A 20,952-nucleotide genomic window follows, 5' to 3' on the forward strand; every position below is an offset into this window, starting at 1 on the left:
TTACTTCTCCGAAGGCATCAGCAAAGAAGCCAATACATAAAAAAGTATAATTACAGGTATCGCCAAAAAGCGTAGTGTTAACAGCAATACCAAGCTGCCGATAAGGAACAGGTAGCGAATGCCATTATCCTTAAAACTCCAGTTTTTAAACTTTAAAGCAAACAATTTTATCGGCGAGTTCAGCAGATAGGAACTCAAAACCGTCAAAATCACCAAAAACCATGGGTTAAGGATGATGTTGTTCAATGCATCGTTGTTATGGTACAAAAGAATCAAGGGCAAGGAAAGGATCAAAAGAGCATTGGCCGGTGTCGGCAGTCCCACAAAAGAAGATATTTGATTCTCATCCACATTGAACTTGGCCAATCGGTAGGCCGAGGCCAAGGTTATCGCAAAGCCAACAAAAGGCAACAGCGTAATTTCTGCATCGTGACCAATAAAACCTAAGTTCCAACCGCCTCGTTCCGCCATGCTCAACAACTGGAACATCACCACGCCCGGCACCAGACCACTTGTAATCACATCGGCCAATGAATCCAATTGCACTCCTATTTCACTTTGCACATAGAGCAGACGGGCAGCAAGGCCATCAAAAAAATCAAAGAAAATCCCGATAAACACAAAAAGTGCAGCCCATTCCAAATGATTGAGCACTGCAAACACCGTGGCTATACAACCGCTCAAAACATTGAGCAGGGTTAAAAAATTGGGAATATAGGACTTCATGAAATTAGATTTCCGTAAAAATAAAGGAAAAATTAAACTGTGTGCAACGGATCGTGGCCCGAGTCGTTTTTATTCTGATATTTGTTCTGATAAAATACAGAATGAGACGAAAGCTCCATCTATTATTTTTTTGCTTCATCATCGGAAAATTTGTTTTTTCCCAAGCCCCGCAACTCACAGAAAATGCAAAAGTAAGCCTGCTTACCTGTGCCGCAGGCGACGAATTGTACTATGCTTTTGGCCATAGCGCTTTCCGCGTTCAAGACCCGGCGCTTGGAATCGATGTAGTCTACAATTATGGGACTTTTGATTTTAATCAACCCAACTTCTACCTAAACTTCACCAAGGGCCGAATGATCTATTCCCTATCCCGCAGAAGTTTCGAAGCCTTCCTGTATGAGTACGAATTGGAAAAAAGATGGGTGAAAGAGCAAATTTTGGACCTCAATCTGCAACAACGCAATCAGCTGCTCGCTTTTTTTGAAGAAAATTATCTGCCCGAAAACAGGGATTACCTTTATGACCCGCTTTTGAACAACTGCTCCAGCATTACAGGGGATATTTTAAAAGAGCAGTTTGGCGAGGCCATTGTTTTTGATGGCTCATATTTGGAAAAACAATACACGTTCCGACAATTGGTGCGCCAATTTATGGATGTGAACACTTGGTCCATGTTCGGCATTGACCTAGCTTTTGGTTCACCTGTGGACAGAAAGGCCACGGTACAGGAACATATGTTTTTGCCGTATTATGCCATGGAACAACTAAGGCACACTACCTTGAACGGAAAACCTTTGGTAAAAAGGGAGCGGACCATTTTGGACTACAGCGAACACCTTCAACAAAGCTTTTTTCCGCTCTCACCACTCTTCTGGTTTTTGATGCTAATGGCCTTCACGGCGATCATCACCTATTTTGATTACAAACACAAAACACGCAGCCGCTGGTTGGACTTTTCGCTGTTATTTATTACGGGAGTGGCAGGGACCTTTCTCTTTTTGCTCTGGGTGGCGGCGGACCACACTTCCACCCCATATAACTTCAACATTTTATGGGCATTCCCCACCAATGCAATTGTTGCTTTTGCCTTGGTTTTCCAAGATAAGGTGCCCCAATGGGCCCCAAAATACTTTTGGGCGGCTTTAGGGTTGATGGGCATTGTGCTTTTGCTATGGATAATTAAGGTTCAGATTTTTTCTCCTGTAGTTATTCCGTTACTTTTGACGCTGGCTATTCGGTACCTGTACATCATCAGGTATTCCAAATTATAGGTTGGCCCACAAACAATACCCATGAACTTATTAACGGTCGAAAACATATCAAAATCGTATGGGGAGCTGGTACTCTTCTCCGATATTTCCTTTGGAATCAATAAAGACCAAAAGATTGCCCTTATTGCCAAAAACGGAAGTGGCAAAACCTCCATCCTCAACATTATGTCGGGAAAGGACACATCCGAAACGGGACAGGTGACCACTCGTAAGGGCATCAAAATTTCGTTTTTGGAGCAAGAACCCGACCTGAACCCGAATTTGACCATTGAGGAGACCATTTTTACTACGGACAACGAAATCCTAAAGGTCATTGCGAACTACGAAAAGGCCGTGGAGAACCCAGAGAATACGGAGCAGTACCAAAAAGCATTCGAGGCCATGGAGCGACTCAATGCTTGGGATTTTGAAACCCAGTACAAGCAAATTCTTTTTCAATTACAGCTTTCCAAGCTCGATGCCAAGGTAAGCACACTTTCGGGTGGACAAAAAAAGCGTTTGGCCTTGGCCAATGCGCTGCTCAATAAACCCGATTTGTTGATTCTGGACGAGCCCACCAACCACTTGGACCTTGAAATGATCGAGTGGCTGGAAGCTTACTTTGCCAAAGAAAGCATTACCCTGTTCATGGTAACGCACGACCGTTATTTTTTGGATAGGGTCTGCAACGAAATATTGGAACTGGACAACAACCAGTTATACACTTACAAAGGAAATTACTCCTATTACCTGAACGAAAAAGAGGCACGTTTGGAACGTGAGGCGGTAGAGCAGCAAAAAACCAAAATGCTGTACAAAAAGGAGTTGGATTGGATGCGCAGGCAACCCAAGGCCCGTACCACAAAATCAAAATCCCGGATTGATGATTTTGCAGAGATAAAACAGCGGGCTCACCAAAGGCGTCAAGAACATGAGGTACAACTGGAACTGAATATGGAGCGCTTGGGCAGCAAGATTTTAGAGCTTCACAATGTTTCCAAATCCTATGGTGACAAAATCATTTTGGACAAGTTCGATTACAACTTCACCAAAGGTGAACGTGTGGGCATCATTGGAAAAAACGGAACAGGGAAATCCACTTTTTTAAACATCATAACCGAACGGGAAGAAGTAGAAGGCGGAAAAGTAGTGGTTGGCGACACCCTAAAGTTTGGTTACTATACCCAAAAAGGGATTCCCAATAAAGAAGGTCAAAAGGTGATTGATGTCATCCGTGAGTTTGGGGATTACATCCCTTTGAAAAAAGGAAGGCAGATTTCTGCACAACAGCTATTGGAGCGTTTTCTTTTTGATAGAAAAAAGCAGTACGATTTTGTTGAAAAACTGAGCGGTGGGGAAAGAAAACGACTGTATTTGTGCACCGTACTGATTCAAAATCCAAATTTCCTGATTCTGGATGAGCCCACCAACGATCTGGACATCGTTACCTTGAACGTACTGGAAAGCTTCCTGTTGGATTTCCCCGGCTGCTTGATCGTGGTCTCGCACGACCGTTATTTTATGGATAAAATCGTAGATCACCTATTCGTGTTCCGTGGAGAAGGGGCTATAGAAGATTTCCCTGGAAACTACTCGGATTACAGGGCCTACGAGAGCAGTAAGGTAATCGAGGAACGCGAAAACAAGAACACTTCTTCAGAAAAAACCGAGAACAATTGGCGGGACACCAGCAGCGGCAAATTGTCTTATTCGGAACAAAAGGAATACAAACAACTGGAAAAGGACATTCAAAAACTGGAAGAGAAAAAAGTGGTACTACAAAATAAGTTCACAGACCCCAAATTGGACGGGGACGAGATTGCCAACCTTTCCATTGAACTCAAGGAAATAACCGATACCATTGAGAAGAAGACGGAACGCTGGTTCGAGCTTTCCTCCATTTTAGAGGGGTAAACAATGTGGTTTCGATTCGTTTCATATCTAAAGTTTCTGGCACAATCCACCAACCATCATGGCGTGCACTCCCCTTTTGTGTTCCAATATGTGACCCGATGCCTTTATTCACAAAAAAAGCTCCACAGGAACAAAAGCATCAATGTACTGCTCAAGACCATCGACTATTTTGGCCTTCAAAACATCAGCATTGAAAATAATACCGAAGTCAAAGAATTGGTAAAACAGACTTTTCCCAATACTCAATTTGACAAAAACCCCATGGACCTTCTTTTTGTTGATGAAATGGATATCCCTACCTTCCAAAAAATACGTTCCGAAGGAATATTGCACAACGACAGTCTTATTTTGGTCGACTCCATTTATGATAACAAGGAAATTTTGGAACAATGGAAACGTTTGATTGCCCTACCAGAAATCACCGTAAGCATAGATATGTACCATTGCGGCCTTATTTCCATCCGAAGGGAACAGGTAAAGGAACATTTCACGATTCGGATTTAAAACGGTAATTTTAGGTTATGGAAAATCTAGCATCAGACAACACCATTTGGTATGTTTTGGCCGTTTTGGGGCTTATTTATCTGATTATTTTGTTCAGAAACAGAAAAGGAACCAAACGCCGAAAGTCCCGTAAGTTTATGGAGGGCAAACGCCAACACGACAAAAACAATGAACAATAATCAATATTAGCCAGAAATACAGATAAGCATCCCTGACTACTGACTACTGACTACTGACTACTGAAAAATGAAGATATACACCAAAACCGGGGACAAGGGCACCACATCGTTATTTACGGGCACCCGTGTACCCAAACACCATATTCGTATTGAAAGTTACGGCACTATAGATGAGCTCAATTCCCATTTAGGACTTTTGCGGGATCAAGAAATGGATGAACATTCCAAAAAAACGCTGAGCCTGATCCAAGACAAGCTTTTTACGGTAGGTTCCATATTGGCCACCGAACCCAAAAAGGACAAAAGGCTTAAAATACCCCGCATCAGTTCCGAGGATATTGAGTTTCTAGAACAGGAAATGGACCGAATGAACGAGGAACTTCCTGAAATGACACATTTTATTCTCCCTGGCGGGCACACCACCGTGTCATACTGTCATATTGCCAGAACGGTTTGCCGCCGAGGCGAACGCATGATCTCCTATTTACACGAGAACGAGCCAGTTCCCGATAATTTGCTTTCCTATATTAATCGACTTTCCGATTACCTGTTTGTTCTGGCACGCAAATTGTCCAAGGATTTAAATGCTCAAGAGGTCAAGTGGATTCCTGAGAAGTTGGACTGACAAAATCGTTTTTTTATCCTAAATGTTTTGTCAACAATAAAATAATTTTTAAATAATAGTGTTTTTACTTGGCAGATTGGGTTTAAAAATTATTTTTGCAAAAAATTTAAAATCAAACCGTTACTATGTACTGGACTTTAGAATTAGCTTCATATTTAAGTGATGCGCCTTGGCCAGCAACCAAAGACGAACTGATAGATTATGCGATTCGTACAGGAGCGCCGTTGGAAGTTGTAGAGAATTTGCAATCGATGGAAGAAGAAGGGGGCGAGATATACGAGTCCATCGAAGAGATTTGGCCGGATTATCCCACCGAGGAAGATTACCTCTGGAACGAGGATGAATATTAGATCCCAAAAGCACAAACCAAGTTAAAAAGTCTCTTTTGAGGCTTTTTTTTGTGTAATTTTGACAGCCTAGCCGAAGAATTCCATCGTAATCCCATCAATGGAACGGCTTTTGACAATCAAAAGAAAAAACATTTCATGAGTTTTATTAATTCCGTACTAAAGGTATTCGTAGGAGATAAATCGGAGAAGGATGTAAAGTCACTACAACCTTTAGTGAAAGAGATAAAATCCTTTGAGCAACAACTGGAAGGATTATCACATGATGAACTGAGACAGAAAACAGCATCTTTTAAAGAAAGAATAGCTGAAGATTGTAAAGAGATCAACGATAAAATCGCTGCGCTAAAAGAAGAAGTGGAAAATTCGAACGACATTGATCGTAACGAAGAAATCTATTCCGAAATCGACAAGCTCAACGAAGAAGCCTATAAAATTTCTGAAAAAACACTGGAAGATATCCTTCCCGAAGCCTTTGCCGTGGTAAAGGAAACGGCCAAGCGATTTGCAGCCAACGAAACTTTGACGGTAACGGCCAGCGAATTCGACAGGGTGCTTTCCGGCGAAAAGGATTATGTTTCCTTGGAAGGCGATAAAGCAATCTGGCAAAACTCATGGGACGCCGCAGGTAAAGAAGTTACCTGGGATATGGTACACTACGATGTACAGCTTATCGGCGGTATCGCGCTGCATCAAGGCAAGATTGCCGAAATGCAAACAGGTGAAGGTAAAACCTTGGTAGCTACCCTCCCGCTCTACCTCAATGCATTGGCCGGAAAAGGCGCGCATTTGGTAACGGTAAACGACTATTTGGCAAAAAGGGACAGTGCTTGGATGGCTCCCTTGTTCGAGTTTCATGGACTTTCCGTGGATTGTATCGACAAGCACAGACCCAATTCGGACGGAAGAAGGGCCGCTTACAATGCGGACATCACCTACGGAACCAACAACGAATTCGGTTTTGATTACCTCCGTGACAACATGGCGCACACTCCAGATGATCTGGTACAGCGTCCCCACCACTACGCCATTGTGGATGAGGTGGATTCCGTGTTGATCGATGATGCCCGTACCCCACTGATTATTTCTGGACCGGTTCCCGAAGGAGATCGCCACGAGTTCAATGAACTAAAACCGCAGGTTTCGGATATCGTCCAAAAACAACGTCAACATTTAACAGGCGTTTTGGCAGAAGCCAAAAGGTTGATCAAAGAAGGGAACACTAAGGAAGGAGGCTTCCTATTGCTACGAGTTCACCGTGGACTTCCTAAAAATAAGGCGCTCATCAAGTTTTTGAGTGAAGAAGGGGTCAAGCAATTGCTTCAAAAGACCGAGAACTTCTATATGCAGGACAATAATAGGGAAATGCCCAAGGTGGACGAAGACCTATTGTTCGTTATCGATGAAAAAAACAATCAAATTGAATTGACCGATAAAGGGGTAGAAAGCATCTCTACAGATCAGGACAAGGAATTTTTTGTGATGCCCGATATCGGTAGTGAAATTGCCAAAATCGAGAACCAAAACCTCGACATTGAAAAAGAGGCTGAGCTCAAGGAAGAACTCTTTAAGGAATTTGCCGTAAAGAGTGAGCGAATCCACACCATGACCCAGTTGCTGAAAGCCTATACCCTGTTTGAAAAGGATGTGGAGTATGTGGTGATGAACAACAAGGTAATGATCGTGGACGAGCAAACCGGTCGTATCATGGACGGTCGTAGGTACTCGGACGGGCTCCACCAAGCCATTGAGGCCAAGGAGAACGTAAAAATCGAGGCCATGACCCAGACATTTGCCACCGTTACCCTCCAGAACTACTTTAGAATGTACAACAAGCTGTCGGGAATGACAGGTACTGCGGTAACAGAAGCAGGTGAATTTTGGGAAATCTATAAGTTGGATGTGATGGAAATTCCGACCAACCGACCCATTGCCCGTGACGATAGGCAAGATTTGATCTACAAGACCAAGCGTGAAAAATACAATGCCATCATCGACGAGGTTACGAAAATGTCTCAGGCAGGAAGACCGGTACTGATCGGTACCACCTCCGTTGAAATTTCGGAATTGTTATCCAAATTATTGAGCGTTCGCAAGGTTCCACATAACGTATTGAACGCAAAACTCCATAAAAAAGAGGCCGACATTGTTGCCGAAGCCGGTAAAGGCGGTATTGTTACCATTGCGACCAACATGGCCGGTAGGGGTACCGACATTAAATTATCATCGGAAGTAAAAAAAGCCGGTGGTTTGGCCATTATTGGTACGGAGCGCCACGATTCCAGACGTGTGGACAGGCAGTTGAGAGGTCGTTCCGGACGTCAAGGAGACCCAGGCAGCTCGCAGTTCTATGTTTCTTTGGAAGATAACCTGATGCGTTTGTTCGGATCTGACCGTGTTGCCAAAATGATGGACCGCATGGGCTTGGAAGATGGAGAAGTGATTCAGCACTCCATGATGACCAAATCCATAGAACGTGCACAGAAAAAAGTGGAGGAAAACAACTTCGGTATCCGTAAGCGTTTGTTGGAGTACGATGATGTAATGAATGCCCAACGTGAGGTCATCTACAAAAGAAGAAGGCACGCATTGGAAGGTGAGCGCCTAAAAGTAGACATCGCCAATATGATCTATGATACTTCCGAGGCCATTGCGGAGACCAATAAAATGGCCGACGATTATAAGAATTTCGAGTTCGAGCTCATTAAATATTTTTCCATCACCTCACCTATCGATGAGGAAGAGTTCAAAAAAATGAGCTTCCAACAGATTGCCAATAAAGTCAACGACGAAGCCTACAGTTTCTACAAAGAAAAAATGGAGCGTAGCGCCACGGTTGCCTTCCAGGTCATCAAAAAGGTGTACGAGGATGAGTCCAGCAAATTTGAACGCATCGTGGTTCCTTTTACGGACGGTATCAAATCCTTGAATGTTGTAACCAACTTGGAAAAAGCTTACAACTCAAACGGAAAACAGTTGATTACCGATTTTGAGAAGAACATCACATTGGCCATTATAGACGATTCTTGGAAAACGCACTTGCGCAAAATGGACGAGTTGAAACAATCCGTGCAATTGGCGGTTCACGAGCAAAAGGATCCGTTGTTGATCTACAAGTTCGAGGCTTTTGAGCTTTTCAAGGAAATGATAGACAAGGTAAACCGTGAGGTAATATCCTTCCTTTTCAAAGGAGAGTTGCCATCGGAAAACACAGCTCAGATCCAAGAAGCCAGAAACGTTCGCCGACCCAAGGAAAACATCCAGACTTCAAAAGAGGAAATTCCGAACAGCGACGAATTGGCCGCTCAAAATAGAGCTGCGGGCCAAACGCAAGGACAGCGACAACAGGTAACCGAAACCATTGTTCGGGAAAAACCGAAAATTGGTAGAAATGAAAAGGTCACCATTAAAAATGTAATGTCCGGGGAAAGCAAAACTGTAAAGTACAAACAGGCCGAACCCCTGATAGACAAAGGAGAATGGGTATTGGTCAACGACTAAACCCCATCCAATACAAACGCAAAGTGGCAGTTATTAAAGCTGCCACTTTTTTTATATCAAAAACATAGTTAGATTTACACCGTAAAACACCCCATTAAGCAACTCTATCACACCGCTCAACCTTTTTGTGATAGAGGCATATTCACACGCAGCATATGAAAAGTCCTGGTAAGGATACATATAGGATAAAAGACAAAGTTACTTTGATACTAAAGGTAAATTACAATTCTTCCTTCTTTGCTGCCATCTTTGGGTTGGTGTGTTACTTCTTTTTGGGCATAGATGGCGTCATTCCCTATACTTTTTGGGGCTACGCAGCCATCAATCTATTGAACACCCTTCTTTATAAACAACATGAAAAATTGGTGCTCACCTATAACCTCACTTCCATCTTGTCCATGTTGGGAGCCATTGTGATTACCCTCTACAGTGGAGGAATAGAAAGCCCGTTCGTTTTTGTTCTGGCCATAATAGTATTTGCCGGTTATGTGACCACAAGGGTCTTCGGACAATTGTACCTTATACTGAATTTGGCCGTTCTTACGCTCTTATTTTTGTATGACACAGGGGATTTCAAGATTTCCGAAAATACGATCCCATTGGAGTCCCGCGACTGGTTCGCTTATTTGAGTGCCCTTTTTGCTGTTTATCTGCTGGGAGGAGTTTTTGGCAAAAACCTGCTGAGCGCCCACCACAGATTGTACAAGTCCCGTAATGAAATCCAGGAACGTATCGATGAAAAAGAGATACTCCTAAAAGAAGTGCACCATCGTGTAAAAAATAACCTCCAGACCGTTTCAAGTCTTTTGAGCCTTCAATCGCGCTCAATTGATGACAGCAAAATCAGCAACATTATAAAAAGCAGTCAAAACAGGGTGGTATCCATGGCCATGGTACACGAAATGCTCTACAAACGGGATGACTATCTATCAAAAATTGAACTGAAACCCTATGTTCAAGAATTGTGCGATTATTTGGTCCGGTCCGTTAAAGGCAGTGTAAACGATGTAAAAGTCAATCTCGATATCAACAATTACAAGTTGAGTATAGATACCGTGATTCCCTTGGGTCTAATCATCAACGAAACCATCACCAATGCCCTAAAATATGGAATCGCCGAGATTCCGGACGGCGAAATACATGTCTCCGTAGAAAAAATTGATGACAACCGTTACCGAATGCACCTCGGGGACAATGGCATTGGATACTCGGAGGAAATAAACCCGAAAACCTCCAATTCGCTTGGGCTAAAGCTTATCTACAACTTGGCACGACAGCTCAGGGGCACCATTACCAGGGACTACGATAAAAAAGGCACACACTACACCATTGAGTTCGAAGAGGTGATAGAACAGTTCAATTCCGTAGATCAATAAGCGGCCAGCTATTTACCTTCCCTAAAAAAGGAAAGGCCGGTTTGCACCGACCTCTTGTATTAACCTATTCCAATATAAACTTAAACCTCTAAAATTTTCTTTGCCTAAAGGAGAACGCTATGCTTGCCAGAACAAAGGCAACACTTAGCGACAGCACAAAAGGTATCAGCACATCCAATAGCATAATTAAGCCAACTTTGCACCGTCCCTTTTAGTTTTAAAAGAAAGCTCTTTTTTGATAAGGGAGTTCTTGAACTTGTAAAGTCTGGCCGTTTTTCTATCCTTTTTGATGGTTTGATTGAAATCAACCTTCAACTCAACACCCATGGAAATGGCATCCACTTTGGCCTCTTTGGAAATATCTTGGGCAGAAGCCATAGTTCCGAAAAAAGTTATTGCGATGATGGTGAAAATTGTCTTCATTTGTTCTTTTTGTTTTACGATGTAAAAGTACTTTCACCTGCAACCCCGACTCGATTTCAATCGCTCAATGACACTTTTCTGTCGGTGAATAAATTTTTATCGGTTAAAGTGTTTTTTATCGACGACTAACGTTTTTGGTGACAAAAACAACATACCGAACGCATGTGCATTTCATCGATAATCCACTTTGCAGTTCATCTGTAACCTACTGAAAGGCAATAATTTATTTGTAAGAAAAAGATTATATGCATGTAATCCAACTTGAGTGATTACCGGTTGTTTCCTACGTTTTTGATACTCCGCCAATGCTGGCGTTCAATCCGTCCAATACACGATGATTAACATTTTTTAACGGCCATCCAAGTAATTGTTGGTATCTTATTGCTACTAAACAAAAAACTAAAATGATAAGCGTGAGAACTCCATTTTTAATTCTACTGTTTCTGGCATCGATAAGTTGCCAACTCAAGAACAAATCCGACAAGCAAGAAGTTGCCCAAAAGGAAGAACCGGACACACATATGGCAACCAAATTGAGCGCAGAGCAGCTCCAAGAATATGAGACCGCTTATTTTGCCAGCGGGTGCTTTTGGTGCGTGGAGGCCATTTTTGAGAGCGTAAAGGGTGTTAAGGAAGTGTACTCCGGATATTCCGGCGGTTCGGAGAAAAACCCGACCTACGAAGAGGTATCCTATGGTAGGACCAGCCATGCAGAAGCCGTGGAGGTCTATTATGACCCTAATGTTATATCCTTTAGGCAATTGGTACAGGTATTCTTTGGCTCGCACGACCCCACTACCCTCAACAGGCAGGGACCGGACAAGGGAACCCAGTACCGTTCCATCGCTTTTTATAAAAACGACAAGGAAAAGAAAATCATTCAGGATTATATTGACCTTCTGAAAACGGAAAATGCCTATGGAGACCGCACCATTGTAACGGAAGTGACCCCTTTCAAAAAATTCTACATGGCGGAGGAATATCATCAGGATTACGAAAAGCGAAATCCCAATAACAGTTATATCAGAAATGTATCTATTCCTAGATTAAATCGTTTCAAAGAAAACTTTAAGTCCTACCTAAAAGAAGATGCACACTAAAAATAGCCGGGCAGGTGCTGGTCGTTGAAGAGTGATATTGACCAATAATGGTTTGGGGGCTTGGGAGACCCAGAGAAACAAGCTAGTTCTTTAGAACCACCTCGCTGTACTTGGAGTTGATCTTGATGGTTTTTCCATCATTTTTACTGATGTTGTAACCGGTATGTAAATTGCCACCTTGGTTTTTGGTCGATGTCAATTTCAAAGCTTTTGGGTATTGAAAACCTGATGTAGTCTCGTTTACGGAAATAACATAAGGGGTTTCGGGCAGTTTACAATCCAGTTCCCCATTCTCAACGGATATATCGATGGTATTGAACCCATTGGATACCTCACCAATGTTCAGCACCCCAAAATTGTTTGTTACAAAAGCCTTTCCCACAACCTTTCCAATGACCACATTGGACGATACCGAGTTCAACTTTAGCTGCTTAACCTCCTTTAAATTGACTTTGTCCGAGTAATCGGTCCTGAGGCTGCCATAATTCCAATTTTGCACCACCACCGGCGAATACGATACACGGATATCCGTATTGGCACCGTCAATGGTAGAGGCAAGCAAGCTTGCGTAGGACAAGCTTGCATTGATGTTCTTGGCATTTTCCGCCAATTTTACCTCACCGTGGCGTACATTCATTTTTACCTTGATGTACTTTGGCATTTTGATGATGATCCGTTTTTTGACCTTATACTCCTTATGTTTTCCATCAGATGAGAAATAAAATACGTTGGGGCTGCCATGAATGGTCCTTACCTCTTCCCGCAGTTGCTTTCTTAGTTCGGCCTGCTCCTCCCTGATCTCAGCTTGCTGTGCGCGGATTTCTTCACGTTGTTCCCTGAGTCTTTCGTGCATTTCTTCCCTCACTTTTTCCCGTTCTTCCCTGATCTTTTCCCGTTCGCCCCTAAGCTCTTCCCTACGGGCCTCACGTTCCTCAGCCATTTTCTCCATCTCCTCGCCCCATTTCTCAAAGCGCTCCTTGTATTCCTTGTCAAAGGTTTTATCGAACTCCTTTTTCCATTCTTTCATGTACTTGTCCCCATCCTTTTTATAGGCATCGAAATCAAAATCTATGGGGGGTAAAGGAGGCAATGGAGGCATCGAGGGCATTACCGCAATCTCAGGGATTTCAATTTCGGGAATCTCCGGAATCTCAACACTCGCAATGATCTCTGCCACCGATGGCATGTCCGGTATATCAATGTTCACCGTTCTAAAATCGTAAGAATATGGAGCAGAACCTTCGGTACTGACTTCAATCTCTTTGCTATTCCCCATAATTTTTACCAAATCCTTGTCCAGATAAGAATCCGCTTCCTTTTGGTCCACACCTTCCAGTTCGATTACGGCAGTGATTTCCACTTGGTCATTATCCCAAGTTTCAAATTCGATATCCGCATAACTGGTGTTGATGTTCAGTTCTGTGTCCTTATTGACATTGAAGGTTTCCTTGTAGGTTTTGGACTTCTCCTGCGCATGGCCGGTAAACCCGACCAGGGCAAGGAGCAATCCGCTACACAATATTTGATGATTCCTGTTCATTTTTTGATGATTTTAATTGATTCAACTTTGATTTTAATTTTTGCAACAACTGTAAACGTAGCTGTAGGTTATTGATGAGCGCGCTTATGGTCTGATCGTTGGGACCCAACTCGTTCAACTCCTGATTCAGCTTTAGGTATTCCTTGTTCAGCTCCGCCAACCGGTCCATATAACTGTCCACAAGCTCCTTGTTTCCGGGGTCACCGGCCAGTTCGGACAACTGTATGTTGATATTGGTGGTATAGTATGTTTCAATCTTTTTGAGGTCTGGAGATAAATCTCCCAATGAAATACCCTGGGACCCTCTACTTGGGTTCTCCCTGTCCACCACGGTTATTTTTTCATCGGGATCAACCGTACCTCCATTACTGTTGAAATAATAAATGAACAATCCTACTGCTACCACGACCGAAGCCGCTATCTGCATCCAAAGGGAAATGACCTTCTTTTTGGGAGGGTCGTTGGGCAACTCCTCTTCCAGCTTCGCGAAAAAGCGGTCTTCATGCCCCTCTTTCATCTTGAAGCGTTTTTCCTCTCTTTCCTTTTCAAACAATTCCCTAAGATCACGTGCCATAAGCCAAATCTTTTAGTTTTTCTTTTAATTGTGCCTTTCCTCGAAGCAATCGGGTCCGAGAAGCCGTTTCGGTTATTCCCAGTATTTCAGAAATTTCCGAATGGTCGTACCCCTCCACCAAGAACAATTGCACTACATATCTATATTTTTGGGGCAGTTCCTCGATGGCCTCTTTCACTTGTTCCATGGAGATTCCTTCCTCAACCGACCAATCATCGTCTTCCGCCACCTGCAAGTAACTTTCATTCAGTTCCACTGTTCGTTGGTGCTTCGACTTTAAAAAATCGATACTACCGTTCACAACAATCCTTTTCAACCAGGCCCCGAACGTCACATCTCCCTTAAACTGCCCTATCCGCTGAAACGCTTTTATAAAGGAATCTTGGAGTACATCCTCGGCATCATCAGAATTTTTCAAAAACCTCATGGCCACACAAAACATACCATCGCAATACTGACGGTACAGTTGCATTTGAGCCTGGCGGTCGTTCGCCTTGCACTTTTCTACAAGCTCTATATGGAGCACACTCGGTTCTATGTCTGGTTTTTTAGTTGTTCTGTATTAAGGACGATGCAAAAAAAGCAACGTTGCAAATTAGTGCGTTTTTGGCGCATTTTTAACAAAAAAAGCCCCGTTGAAAAATCAACAGAGCTCATTTTTAAGAAGTTAAATCGATTATTCGTCCAATAATAGATTTAGGTGCACCGTAATATTATCACGGGTCGCCTTGCTATATGGGCACATTTCATGTGCTTCGTTGATAATGGTCTCCCCCATTTTCTTATCTACCGTTGGCAAGTACGTATCCAAGGTAACCTCCAAGAAAAATCCATCGTCCTCTTTATTAAAGGCAACTATGGCCGTAACACTAAAATCTCCGAGATCATCAATATCGTGATTTTTGGCAACGGCTTCCACCGCACCTGCATAACAAGTGGAGTAGGCAGCAGCAAAAAGTTCTTCAGGATTGGTGGATTTCGGGTCCGGTTTCCCTTTAGAATTTGGCATTGAAATAGGTAAATCCAAAACGCCATCTTCGCTCTTCACGTGTCCGGATCTTCCTCCTGTATTAGTGGCCTTGGCCTCAAAAATAGTTTTCATCTTTTAAATGTTTATAGGTTCATAAAATCGGCATTCCTTATGATGACCGATTATTAAATGAATAAGGTACCAATTTGCTAGCGGAAGTACACTTTAACAGATATTAAATTTTTGTGAAATGGATGGTTAAAAATGAAGGTGCAAAACCAAGCAAAGTCCCAACAAACCCGTAAAATCTTTATAAATTCGTATAAACTGATGAACCGTACGCTTGGCAGACAATAAAAAAACACCTCCGGACACTATTTCCAAAATCAAGGCAATCAGAAAACAAGAACTTTCTGCAGATGCTTTGGCCCAAGGTATTTTTGATGGCAACAAAGCTATGCTTGCCAAGGCCATAACCCTTTTGGAAAGCACAAAGGCCGCCCATTTTGAAAAGGCCAACGCCGTTATTGAAAAGTGCTTGGCCCAACCCACCAACAGTATCCGTTTGGGAATTACGGGCGTCCCCGGGGTCGGTAAAAGTTCATTTATTGAAACCTTGGGCAAAACCTTGACAGACCAAGGAAACAAAGTCGCCGTTTTGGCGGTGGACCCCACCAGCTCTTTGAGCAAGGGAAGTATTTTGGGCGATAAAACCCGAATGGAAACCTTGGCCAAGGACCCGAATGCCTTTATCCGCCCCTCCCCTTCTGGAACTTCCTTGGGCGGTGTGGCCCAAAAAACCCGTGAAAGCATCATACTCTGCGAAGCAGCAGGATACAATGTTATTTTAGTGGAAACCGTGGGTGTGGGCCAAAGTGAAATTGCCGTGCACAGTATGGTTGATTTTTTCCTTTTGCTGAAATTATCCGGTGCCGGAGACGAACTGCAAGGCATAAAAAGAGGAATAATGGAGATGGCCGATGCCATTGCCATAAACAAAGCGGATGGCAGCAATTTGGAGCACGCGAAGCTGGCCGTAACCGAATTTTCCAGAGCATTGCATCTCTATCCGCCCAAAGCCAATGGATGGACGCCGAAAGTGATAAAGTGTTCCGCAGTTGAAAATACGGGTATTGAGGAAATCTGGGAAATGGTGCAGCAATTTGTGGAGCACACCAAAGAAAACGGCTTTTTTGAAAAGAACCGACAACAACAGAACAAGAACTGGTTTCTTCAGACGGTGGACGAATACATCAAACAATTTTTCCATCAAAAGGCAAGCTTTAAAAAACAACAGGCCAAGTTGTTGACGGAAATTGAAGCACATAAAATTTCGCCGTTCTACGCCGCAAAAATCCTATTGGACAAGATTACCGAGGAACTTTAAATAAAAGCAATAAATTTGCACAGATTTTATACTGAATGAGCACTGTCACCGATTCCCTTTTATCCATAGTGGTTCCTTTGTACAACGAGGAGGACAATGTGGTCCTTTTGACCCAAAAAATCAACGAAAGCCTTGAGGGATACAACTATCAAATTGTATATGTGGATGATTTTTCCACCGATAAAACGCGCATCAAGGTCAAGGAAATGGATGATAAAAGAGTCCATTTGATTGAATTGAAAAAGAACTACGGCCAGAGTTTGGCCTTGGCGGCAGGAATCGATTATGCCGAGGGCGAATATATCATCACGATGGATGGAGATCTCCAAAACGACCCCTCCGATATTCCTGGAATGTTGGAATACGCCATCACCGAAGAATATGATCTCGTTACCGGTATCCGGCAGAAAAGAAAGGACTCCCAAGTCAAAAAAATACCGTCCAAAATCGCCAATTTCCTAGTGCGCCGGGTAACCAAATTGGATATCAAGGACAATGGCTGTGCGCTCAAGGTTTTCACCAAGGACATTGCCAAAAGCCTGAATCTGTATGGTGAAATGCACCGTTTCATTACACTTTTGGCGTATTTGGAAGGTGCTCAGATAAAACAGGTTCCCGTAAAACATCACGCCAGACACGCTGGGGTTTCCAAATACGGTTTGGAACGGGTTTTTAAGGTAGTGGCCGATATGATGCTGTTACTGTTCATTAGAAAATACTTCCAACGCCCCATCCACCTCTTCGGAATCTTTGGGGTGCTACTTGTAATCCTTGGGGTTTTGATCAACGTTTACTTATTGATTGTGAAACTTGGATTTGGACAGGACATCGGAACCCGACCTTTACTCATATTTGGTATGATGTTCATTGTGGGGGGCATTCAATTGTTTACCATCGGAATCGTGATGGAACTTTTGATTCGTACCTACTACGAATCGCAACAAAAAAGACCGTATCGCATCAAAAAAATCAGCATAGGTGACGGAAAAGCTGCGTAAAAAGCTAATCACTGCCCTAAAAATTATTATTAGTGCAGTTCTGATTTACTTTATTTTCACCAAAATAGAGTTGAAGGATGTGCTCCAGACCCTAAAAAAGAGCGACCCTCTATATTTACTCTTGGCGTTGCTGTTTTTTGTGTTGTCCAAAGCTTTATCCGCCTTTCGAACTAACTTGTATTTCCATCAAATAGGGGCGAAAATCACACAATGGAGCAATTTGAAGCTTTACCTGTTGGGAATGTTCTACAACCTGTTCCTGCCTGGAGGTATTGGCGGTGATGCTTATAAAGGCTACGTGATTCAGAAAGAATACCAACCCGGCACCAAAAAAGTGGTGTCCAGTTTGCTATTGGATCGTTTAAGCGGGATGTTGTTGCTTTTTGTATATGCTTGTGTTCTTGCCCTGTTGTCCAAAAATGAATTTTTCCAAAGTTTTTATGGGTTGATTGTAGCAGCCATTCCGTTGAGCGTACTTGTGTTTTGGTTCGTAAACAAGACCTTTTTCCCCACTACCCTACCCGTTTTTTGGAAATCCGTGGGGTTTTCGGCCTTGGTCCAATTGGCGCAGTTGGTCAGCGTACTTTTTATATTGAAGTCTTTGTCCGTTAGCTTGGACGCCATTGAATACCTGTTTGTATTTTTGGTCTCTTCCATTGTCTCCGTAATTCCATTGACCATTGGCGGTATCGGAAGTCGCGAGGTTACTTTTTTATATGGTGCAAAATGGTTGGGGTTGGACGAAAGCACATCCATTGGGATTAGCTTCGCTTTCTTTCTAATTACTGCCCTAACTTCGCTGTTTGGGGTGATCTACCACTTTAAAAAACCAAAACTGGAATCAGTGGACTAGTCCAAATGCACCAAATGCATTTTGTTCAACTTGCCCTCCCGTGTATTCGGATTCAGGAATTTGACCTGTAATCGGGTAATCCGGAATTGGTCTACGGTTATTTGCTCGTCCCAAACCATTCCATTGTCTTTCAATTGTTTTAATTCATCATCCGTAGCGTAGACCCAAACATCATTCTTTTTGGCTATTTCGGGTATCGAAACTATTTGAACCGGCTTTTTATTGTAAAAATCCAAGGACCAAGAATATTTTTCCGAAATCTTATAAATATTGTCCACGGGAATATTCTTCTCCCGAACCTTTTTCGCCATTGTGGACCCACCCTGGTATTCGAGCAGTTTGGGGTAAAAATGAGCATTCATAAATCCGTTCAACAACACCGCACTAAAAATGGCAACCGTTACAATTTTGGCATAGGCAGTTTCCTTTTTTAGAATGAAATAAGCCACTAAACCGAGAGCCATCAACAAAAACAAATAACTGTACCAATGCTCTAATTTGAAAACATAAAAACTCACCAATAACGTAAAAATTACCACGAGACCCAATATAAAATATTGGATACCCAAGATGATCTTGGCCATCTTTAATTTTTGCTGTTGATGCAAGACATATAGAAACCCAGCGGATAAAATGGCATACAAAGGCATTAGCACATTCATATAGTGCGGCAGTTTAAACTGTGCAAAACTGATGAGCAGGAACAAAATTGAAATTCCACCCACGGTCAAAAACTCCAAATTAGGTTTGTATGCAAATTTGGCTTGCCAAAAGGCCTTTATTTTCGTCCAATAACCGATAAGGGCGAGAACCGTCCACGGTAGGAAGACCCATAAAAACGTGTGGAAGAAAAAGAAAAAGTCGCTACTGTTCTTACCGATGCCTTCACCACTCATCCGTTCAAAACTCTGCTCCCAGAAAATGAAGAAGATACCACTACGGTTATCCTTGCCACGGATGATTTTTTCAGGGTGTAAATCAAACTGATGGTAATAGGCATACAGCATTGGGGATATCGTCAAACCAAAGACCAAAATCGCCACCAATACCCTCCAATTGAGTAATTGCTGCCACTTTCGGGTATAGGCCAGATGACAGAGAATGGCCATCCCAATCACGACCAAAGCAATCTGACCTTTGGTGGAAAAGGCGATTCCCGCCCCAAAGGCACCCAAAATGATGCTTTTCAACGTATTTTTCTCAATATAGGTGGCCAACTGCCAAATGGAAAAAATGCTAAATCCTGTAAGAACGGCATCGGTGCGCACATCGATGTTGGCCAAAACGATGGTTTGGGCCGTCATAAAAATCAATGAGGCATATCGACCAACATCCTTATTGTAAAGTAATTTTCCTAGACCGTAGCAACTGTAAGCCCCCAGCAAGGTGGACAAAATACCGGGAATCCGGTACGCCCAATCGTGAATGCCGAAGATTTTATAGGAAAGTGCGGCCAACCAGTAGTGCATATGGGGCTTGTCCAGATACTCTTCGGGGCCTTTGAACAGGCTCAAAAAATCATTTTCCTGCACCATTCGCATCGCCATAACGGCAAATTGTGCCGAGTCGTTTTCCAACAGGGTCACAAACATCCCAATGATGTACACCAACACAATCAATCCAATGTAAAACCAATATCTGGCGGTTGAGATCATACCCCTGTTTTTTGGAAAGCAAATATAGCCAACTTGGCCCACAACCATCCGAAAAGTGAACCTACCAAGGCTCCTGTAACCACATCCAACGGGTAATGCACACCGATGTAAATTCGGCTGTATGCGACAATGCACGCCCAAAGCAACAATACCCAAGAAATATATTTCACTTTATTCTTGAACAACACGATAAAGAAAATGGCTGGACCAAAAGAATTGGCCGCGTGGGCGGAAAAATACCCAAACTGTCCGCCGCAGTAGCTCTTTACCAAGCGCATTGCGCTGCTCACTTCAGGGTCGTGACAGGGTCGCAAGCGACCTATGCCATACTTAAAAAAGTTGGACAACTGATCGGTGCAGGTGATCAGCAAGGCGATGGACACCAAAATTATACCTGTTCCTTTCCAACCAAAGGTTCGATAGGACAAATACAGCAACAACAGATAAAGTGGCGCGGAGTTTCTGGTCGTTGTCATAAACATCCAAAAGCCGTCCCAGGTTTCGGTTCCCAATCCGTTGAGGAACAAAAACAGCTCTTTATCGTATTCCAGCAACTGTTCGATCATCAATCGTCGTATCTGGAGACTTCCCGATCATAAAAAGCGGTGGCGGCCTCAATCAAGCTTTCGGCTTCTTCCATTAAATCGGCTTCGTCTTGTTTGGAGAATTCTTCCATCCATTCCACCTCATCATTTTCCAGATTGATGATGAATCTGGGATATTCGGTATGGACGATAAAAATGGCCTCGGGATAATCCGTGTTGTCGGCCAATAAAAATTTAGGTAGTTCCATTTATCAAATAGTTAGATTTCAGAATTTGGAATCTTTTTAATTCAATACCTCTTGTGCATTTTGAAGGTTTCCCCCCACGCCAAAAGCTGTCAATTCGAGTCAAATTCCAAAGGAATTTTGTATCGAGAATCAGTGCCTGGCTTAAAACTCCATTTCTCGATATGATTTTGGTTGATTTAGACTTCGTTCAACCAACAAAAATCACTCGAAATGACGAATTTAATTTATAATCTACAA

General features: G+C 42.8%; 21 protein-coding genes. 12 read left to right on the top strand and 9 right to left on the bottom strand.

Going from position 1 to position 20,952, the window contains the following annotated elements:
* On the bottom strand, nucleotides 1-726 hold the full coding sequence (locus GVT53_RS11215) for a CDP-alcohol phosphatidyltransferase family protein (protein ID WP_166248710.1): 726 nt from the start codon (nucleotides 724-726) through the stop codon (nucleotides 1-3).
* 101 nt (nucleotides 727-827) lie between these two features.
* Here GVT53_RS11215 and GVT53_RS11220 point away from each other — a divergent pair, with 101 nt between their 5' ends.
* The 8 genes from GVT53_RS11220 (at nucleotide 828) to GVT53_RS11255 (ending at nucleotide 10,422) form a co-directional block, all read left to right on the top strand.
* A complete protein-coding gene (locus GVT53_RS11220) occupies nucleotides 828-1,997 on the top strand; it encodes a lipoprotein N-acyltransferase Lnb domain-containing protein (RefSeq protein ID WP_240904988.1) in 1,170 nt (389 codons plus the stop codon).
* A gap of 21 nt (nucleotides 1,998-2,018) precedes the next feature.
* The gene (locus tag GVT53_RS11225) at nucleotides 2,019-3,890 is read left to right on the top strand and encodes an ABC-F family ATP-binding cassette domain-containing protein (protein WP_166248711.1); all 1,872 of its coding nucleotides are present in this window, start codon (nucleotides 2,019-2,021) and stop codon (nucleotides 3,888-3,890) included.
* Between the two features lie 3 nt (nucleotides 3,891-3,893).
* Nucleotides 3,894-4,394, top strand: a complete 501-nt coding sequence (locus GVT53_RS11230) for a hypothetical protein (protein WP_166248712.1) — start codon at nucleotides 3,894-3,896, stop codon at nucleotides 4,392-4,394.
* A 17-nt stretch (nucleotides 4,395-4,411) separates the two neighbouring features.
* Nucleotides 4,412-4,573: a hypothetical protein gene (locus tag GVT53_RS11235; protein ID WP_166248713.1), complete on the top strand. Its 162-nt coding sequence runs from the start codon at nucleotides 4,412-4,414 to the stop codon at nucleotides 4,571-4,573.
* A 67-nt stretch (nucleotides 4,574-4,640) separates the two neighbouring features.
* Nucleotides 4,641-5,198: a cob(I)yrinic acid a,c-diamide adenosyltransferase gene (locus tag GVT53_RS11240; protein WP_166248714.1), complete on the top strand. Its 558-nt coding sequence runs from the start codon at nucleotides 4,641-4,643 to the stop codon at nucleotides 5,196-5,198.
* A 125-nt stretch (nucleotides 5,199-5,323) separates the two neighbouring features.
* Nucleotides 5,324-5,548, top strand: a complete 225-nt coding sequence (locus GVT53_RS11245) for a DUF2795 domain-containing protein (protein WP_013551418.1) — start codon at nucleotides 5,324-5,326, stop codon at nucleotides 5,546-5,548.
* A gap of 135 nt (nucleotides 5,549-5,683) precedes the next feature.
* On the top strand, nucleotides 5,684-9,046 hold the full coding sequence (gene secA / locus GVT53_RS11250; protein ID WP_166248715.1) for a preprotein translocase subunit SecA: 3,363 nt from the start codon (nucleotides 5,684-5,686) through the stop codon (nucleotides 9,044-9,046).
* 155 nt (nucleotides 9,047-9,201) lie between these two features.
* A complete protein-coding gene (locus tag GVT53_RS11255; RefSeq protein WP_166248716.1) occupies nucleotides 9,202-10,422 on the top strand; it encodes a sensor histidine kinase in 1,221 nt (406 codons plus the stop codon).
* Nucleotides 10,423-10,608: 186 nt separating this feature from the next.
* On the opposite strand, the gene GVT53_RS11260 is transcribed toward GVT53_RS11255, so the two are convergent.
* Nucleotides 10,609-10,845, bottom strand: a complete 237-nt coding sequence (locus tag GVT53_RS11260) for a hypothetical protein (RefSeq protein ID WP_166248717.1) — start codon at nucleotides 10,843-10,845, stop codon at nucleotides 10,609-10,611.
* A gap of 404 nt (nucleotides 10,846-11,249) precedes the next feature.
* Here GVT53_RS11260 and msrA point away from each other — a divergent pair, with 404 nt between their 5' ends.
* A complete protein-coding gene (gene msrA / locus GVT53_RS11265) occupies nucleotides 11,250-11,945 on the top strand; it encodes a peptide-methionine (S)-S-oxide reductase MsrA (RefSeq protein WP_166248718.1) in 696 nt (231 codons plus the stop codon).
* Between the two features lie 82 nt (nucleotides 11,946-12,027).
* Here msrA and GVT53_RS11270 read toward each other — a convergent pair whose 3' ends face one another.
* From GVT53_RS11270 to GVT53_RS11285, 4 genes are all read right to left on the bottom strand, one after another.
* Complete coding sequence (locus tag GVT53_RS11270; protein ID WP_166248719.1) at nucleotides 12,028-13,485, bottom strand: hypothetical protein; 1,458 nt, start codon at nucleotides 13,483-13,485, stop codon at nucleotides 12,028-12,030.
* On the bottom strand, nucleotides 13,457-14,059 hold the full coding sequence (locus GVT53_RS11275; protein ID WP_166248720.1) for a hypothetical protein: 603 nt from the start codon (nucleotides 14,057-14,059) through the stop codon (nucleotides 13,457-13,459). The genes GVT53_RS11270 and GVT53_RS11275 overlap by 29 nt, the downstream gene beginning before the upstream one ends.
* Entirely contained in the window at nucleotides 14,049-14,585 is a 537-nt protein-coding gene (locus GVT53_RS11280; RefSeq protein WP_166248721.1) for an RNA polymerase sigma factor, read from the bottom strand. Before GVT53_RS11280 ends, GVT53_RS11275 begins: the two co-directional genes overlap by 11 nt.
* Nucleotides 14,586-14,735: 150 nt before the next feature.
* Complete coding sequence (locus GVT53_RS11285; RefSeq protein WP_166248722.1) at nucleotides 14,736-15,161, bottom strand: Ohr family peroxiredoxin; 426 nt, start codon at nucleotides 15,159-15,161, stop codon at nucleotides 14,736-14,738.
* 211 nt (nucleotides 15,162-15,372) lie between these two features.
* On the opposite strand from GVT53_RS11285, the gene meaB reads away from it, so the two are divergent.
* The 3 genes from meaB to GVT53_RS11300 are packed head-to-tail and all read left to right on the top strand — an operon-like array spanning nucleotide 15,373 to nucleotide 18,267.
* Entirely contained in the window at nucleotides 15,373-16,416 is a 1,044-nt protein-coding gene (gene meaB / locus GVT53_RS11290) for a methylmalonyl Co-A mutase-associated GTPase MeaB (protein ID WP_166248723.1), read from the top strand.
* 35 nt (nucleotides 16,417-16,451) lie between these two features.
* Entirely contained in the window at nucleotides 16,452-17,414 is a 963-nt protein-coding gene (locus tag GVT53_RS11295) for a glycosyltransferase family 2 protein (protein WP_166248724.1), read from the top strand.
* Nucleotides 17,395-18,267, top strand: coding sequence for a lysylphosphatidylglycerol synthase transmembrane domain-containing protein (locus GVT53_RS11300; protein WP_166248725.1), 873 nt, complete (start codon nucleotides 17,395-17,397; stop codon nucleotides 18,265-18,267). The genes GVT53_RS11295 and GVT53_RS11300 overlap by 20 nt, the downstream gene beginning before the upstream one ends.
* On the opposite strand, the gene GVT53_RS11305 is transcribed toward GVT53_RS11300, so the two are convergent.
* The 3 genes from GVT53_RS11305 to GVT53_RS11315 are packed head-to-tail and all read right to left on the bottom strand — an operon-like array spanning nucleotide 18,264 to nucleotide 20,715.
* Nucleotides 18,264-19,922: an ArnT family glycosyltransferase gene (locus GVT53_RS11305; protein WP_166248726.1), complete on the bottom strand. Its 1,659-nt coding sequence runs from the start codon at nucleotides 19,920-19,922 to the stop codon at nucleotides 18,264-18,266. The two genes, GVT53_RS11300 and GVT53_RS11305, sit on opposite strands and share 4 nt — an antisense overlap.
* A complete protein-coding gene (locus GVT53_RS11310) occupies nucleotides 19,919-20,488 on the bottom strand; it encodes a phosphatase PAP2 family protein (RefSeq protein ID WP_166248727.1) in 570 nt (189 codons plus the stop codon). The genes GVT53_RS11305 and GVT53_RS11310 overlap by 4 nt, the downstream gene beginning before the upstream one ends.
* On the bottom strand, nucleotides 20,488-20,715 hold the full coding sequence (locus tag GVT53_RS11315; RefSeq protein WP_166248728.1) for a hypothetical protein: 228 nt from the start codon (nucleotides 20,713-20,715) through the stop codon (nucleotides 20,488-20,490). The genes GVT53_RS11310 and GVT53_RS11315 overlap by 1 nt, the downstream gene beginning before the upstream one ends.
* Between the last annotated feature and the right edge of the window lie 237 nt (nucleotides 20,716-20,952).

The sequence above is a fragment of the Flagellimonas oceani genome (assembly GCF_011068285.1).
GTDB lineage: Bacteria > Bacteroidota > Bacteroidia > Flavobacteriales > Flavobacteriaceae > Flagellimonas > Flagellimonas oceani.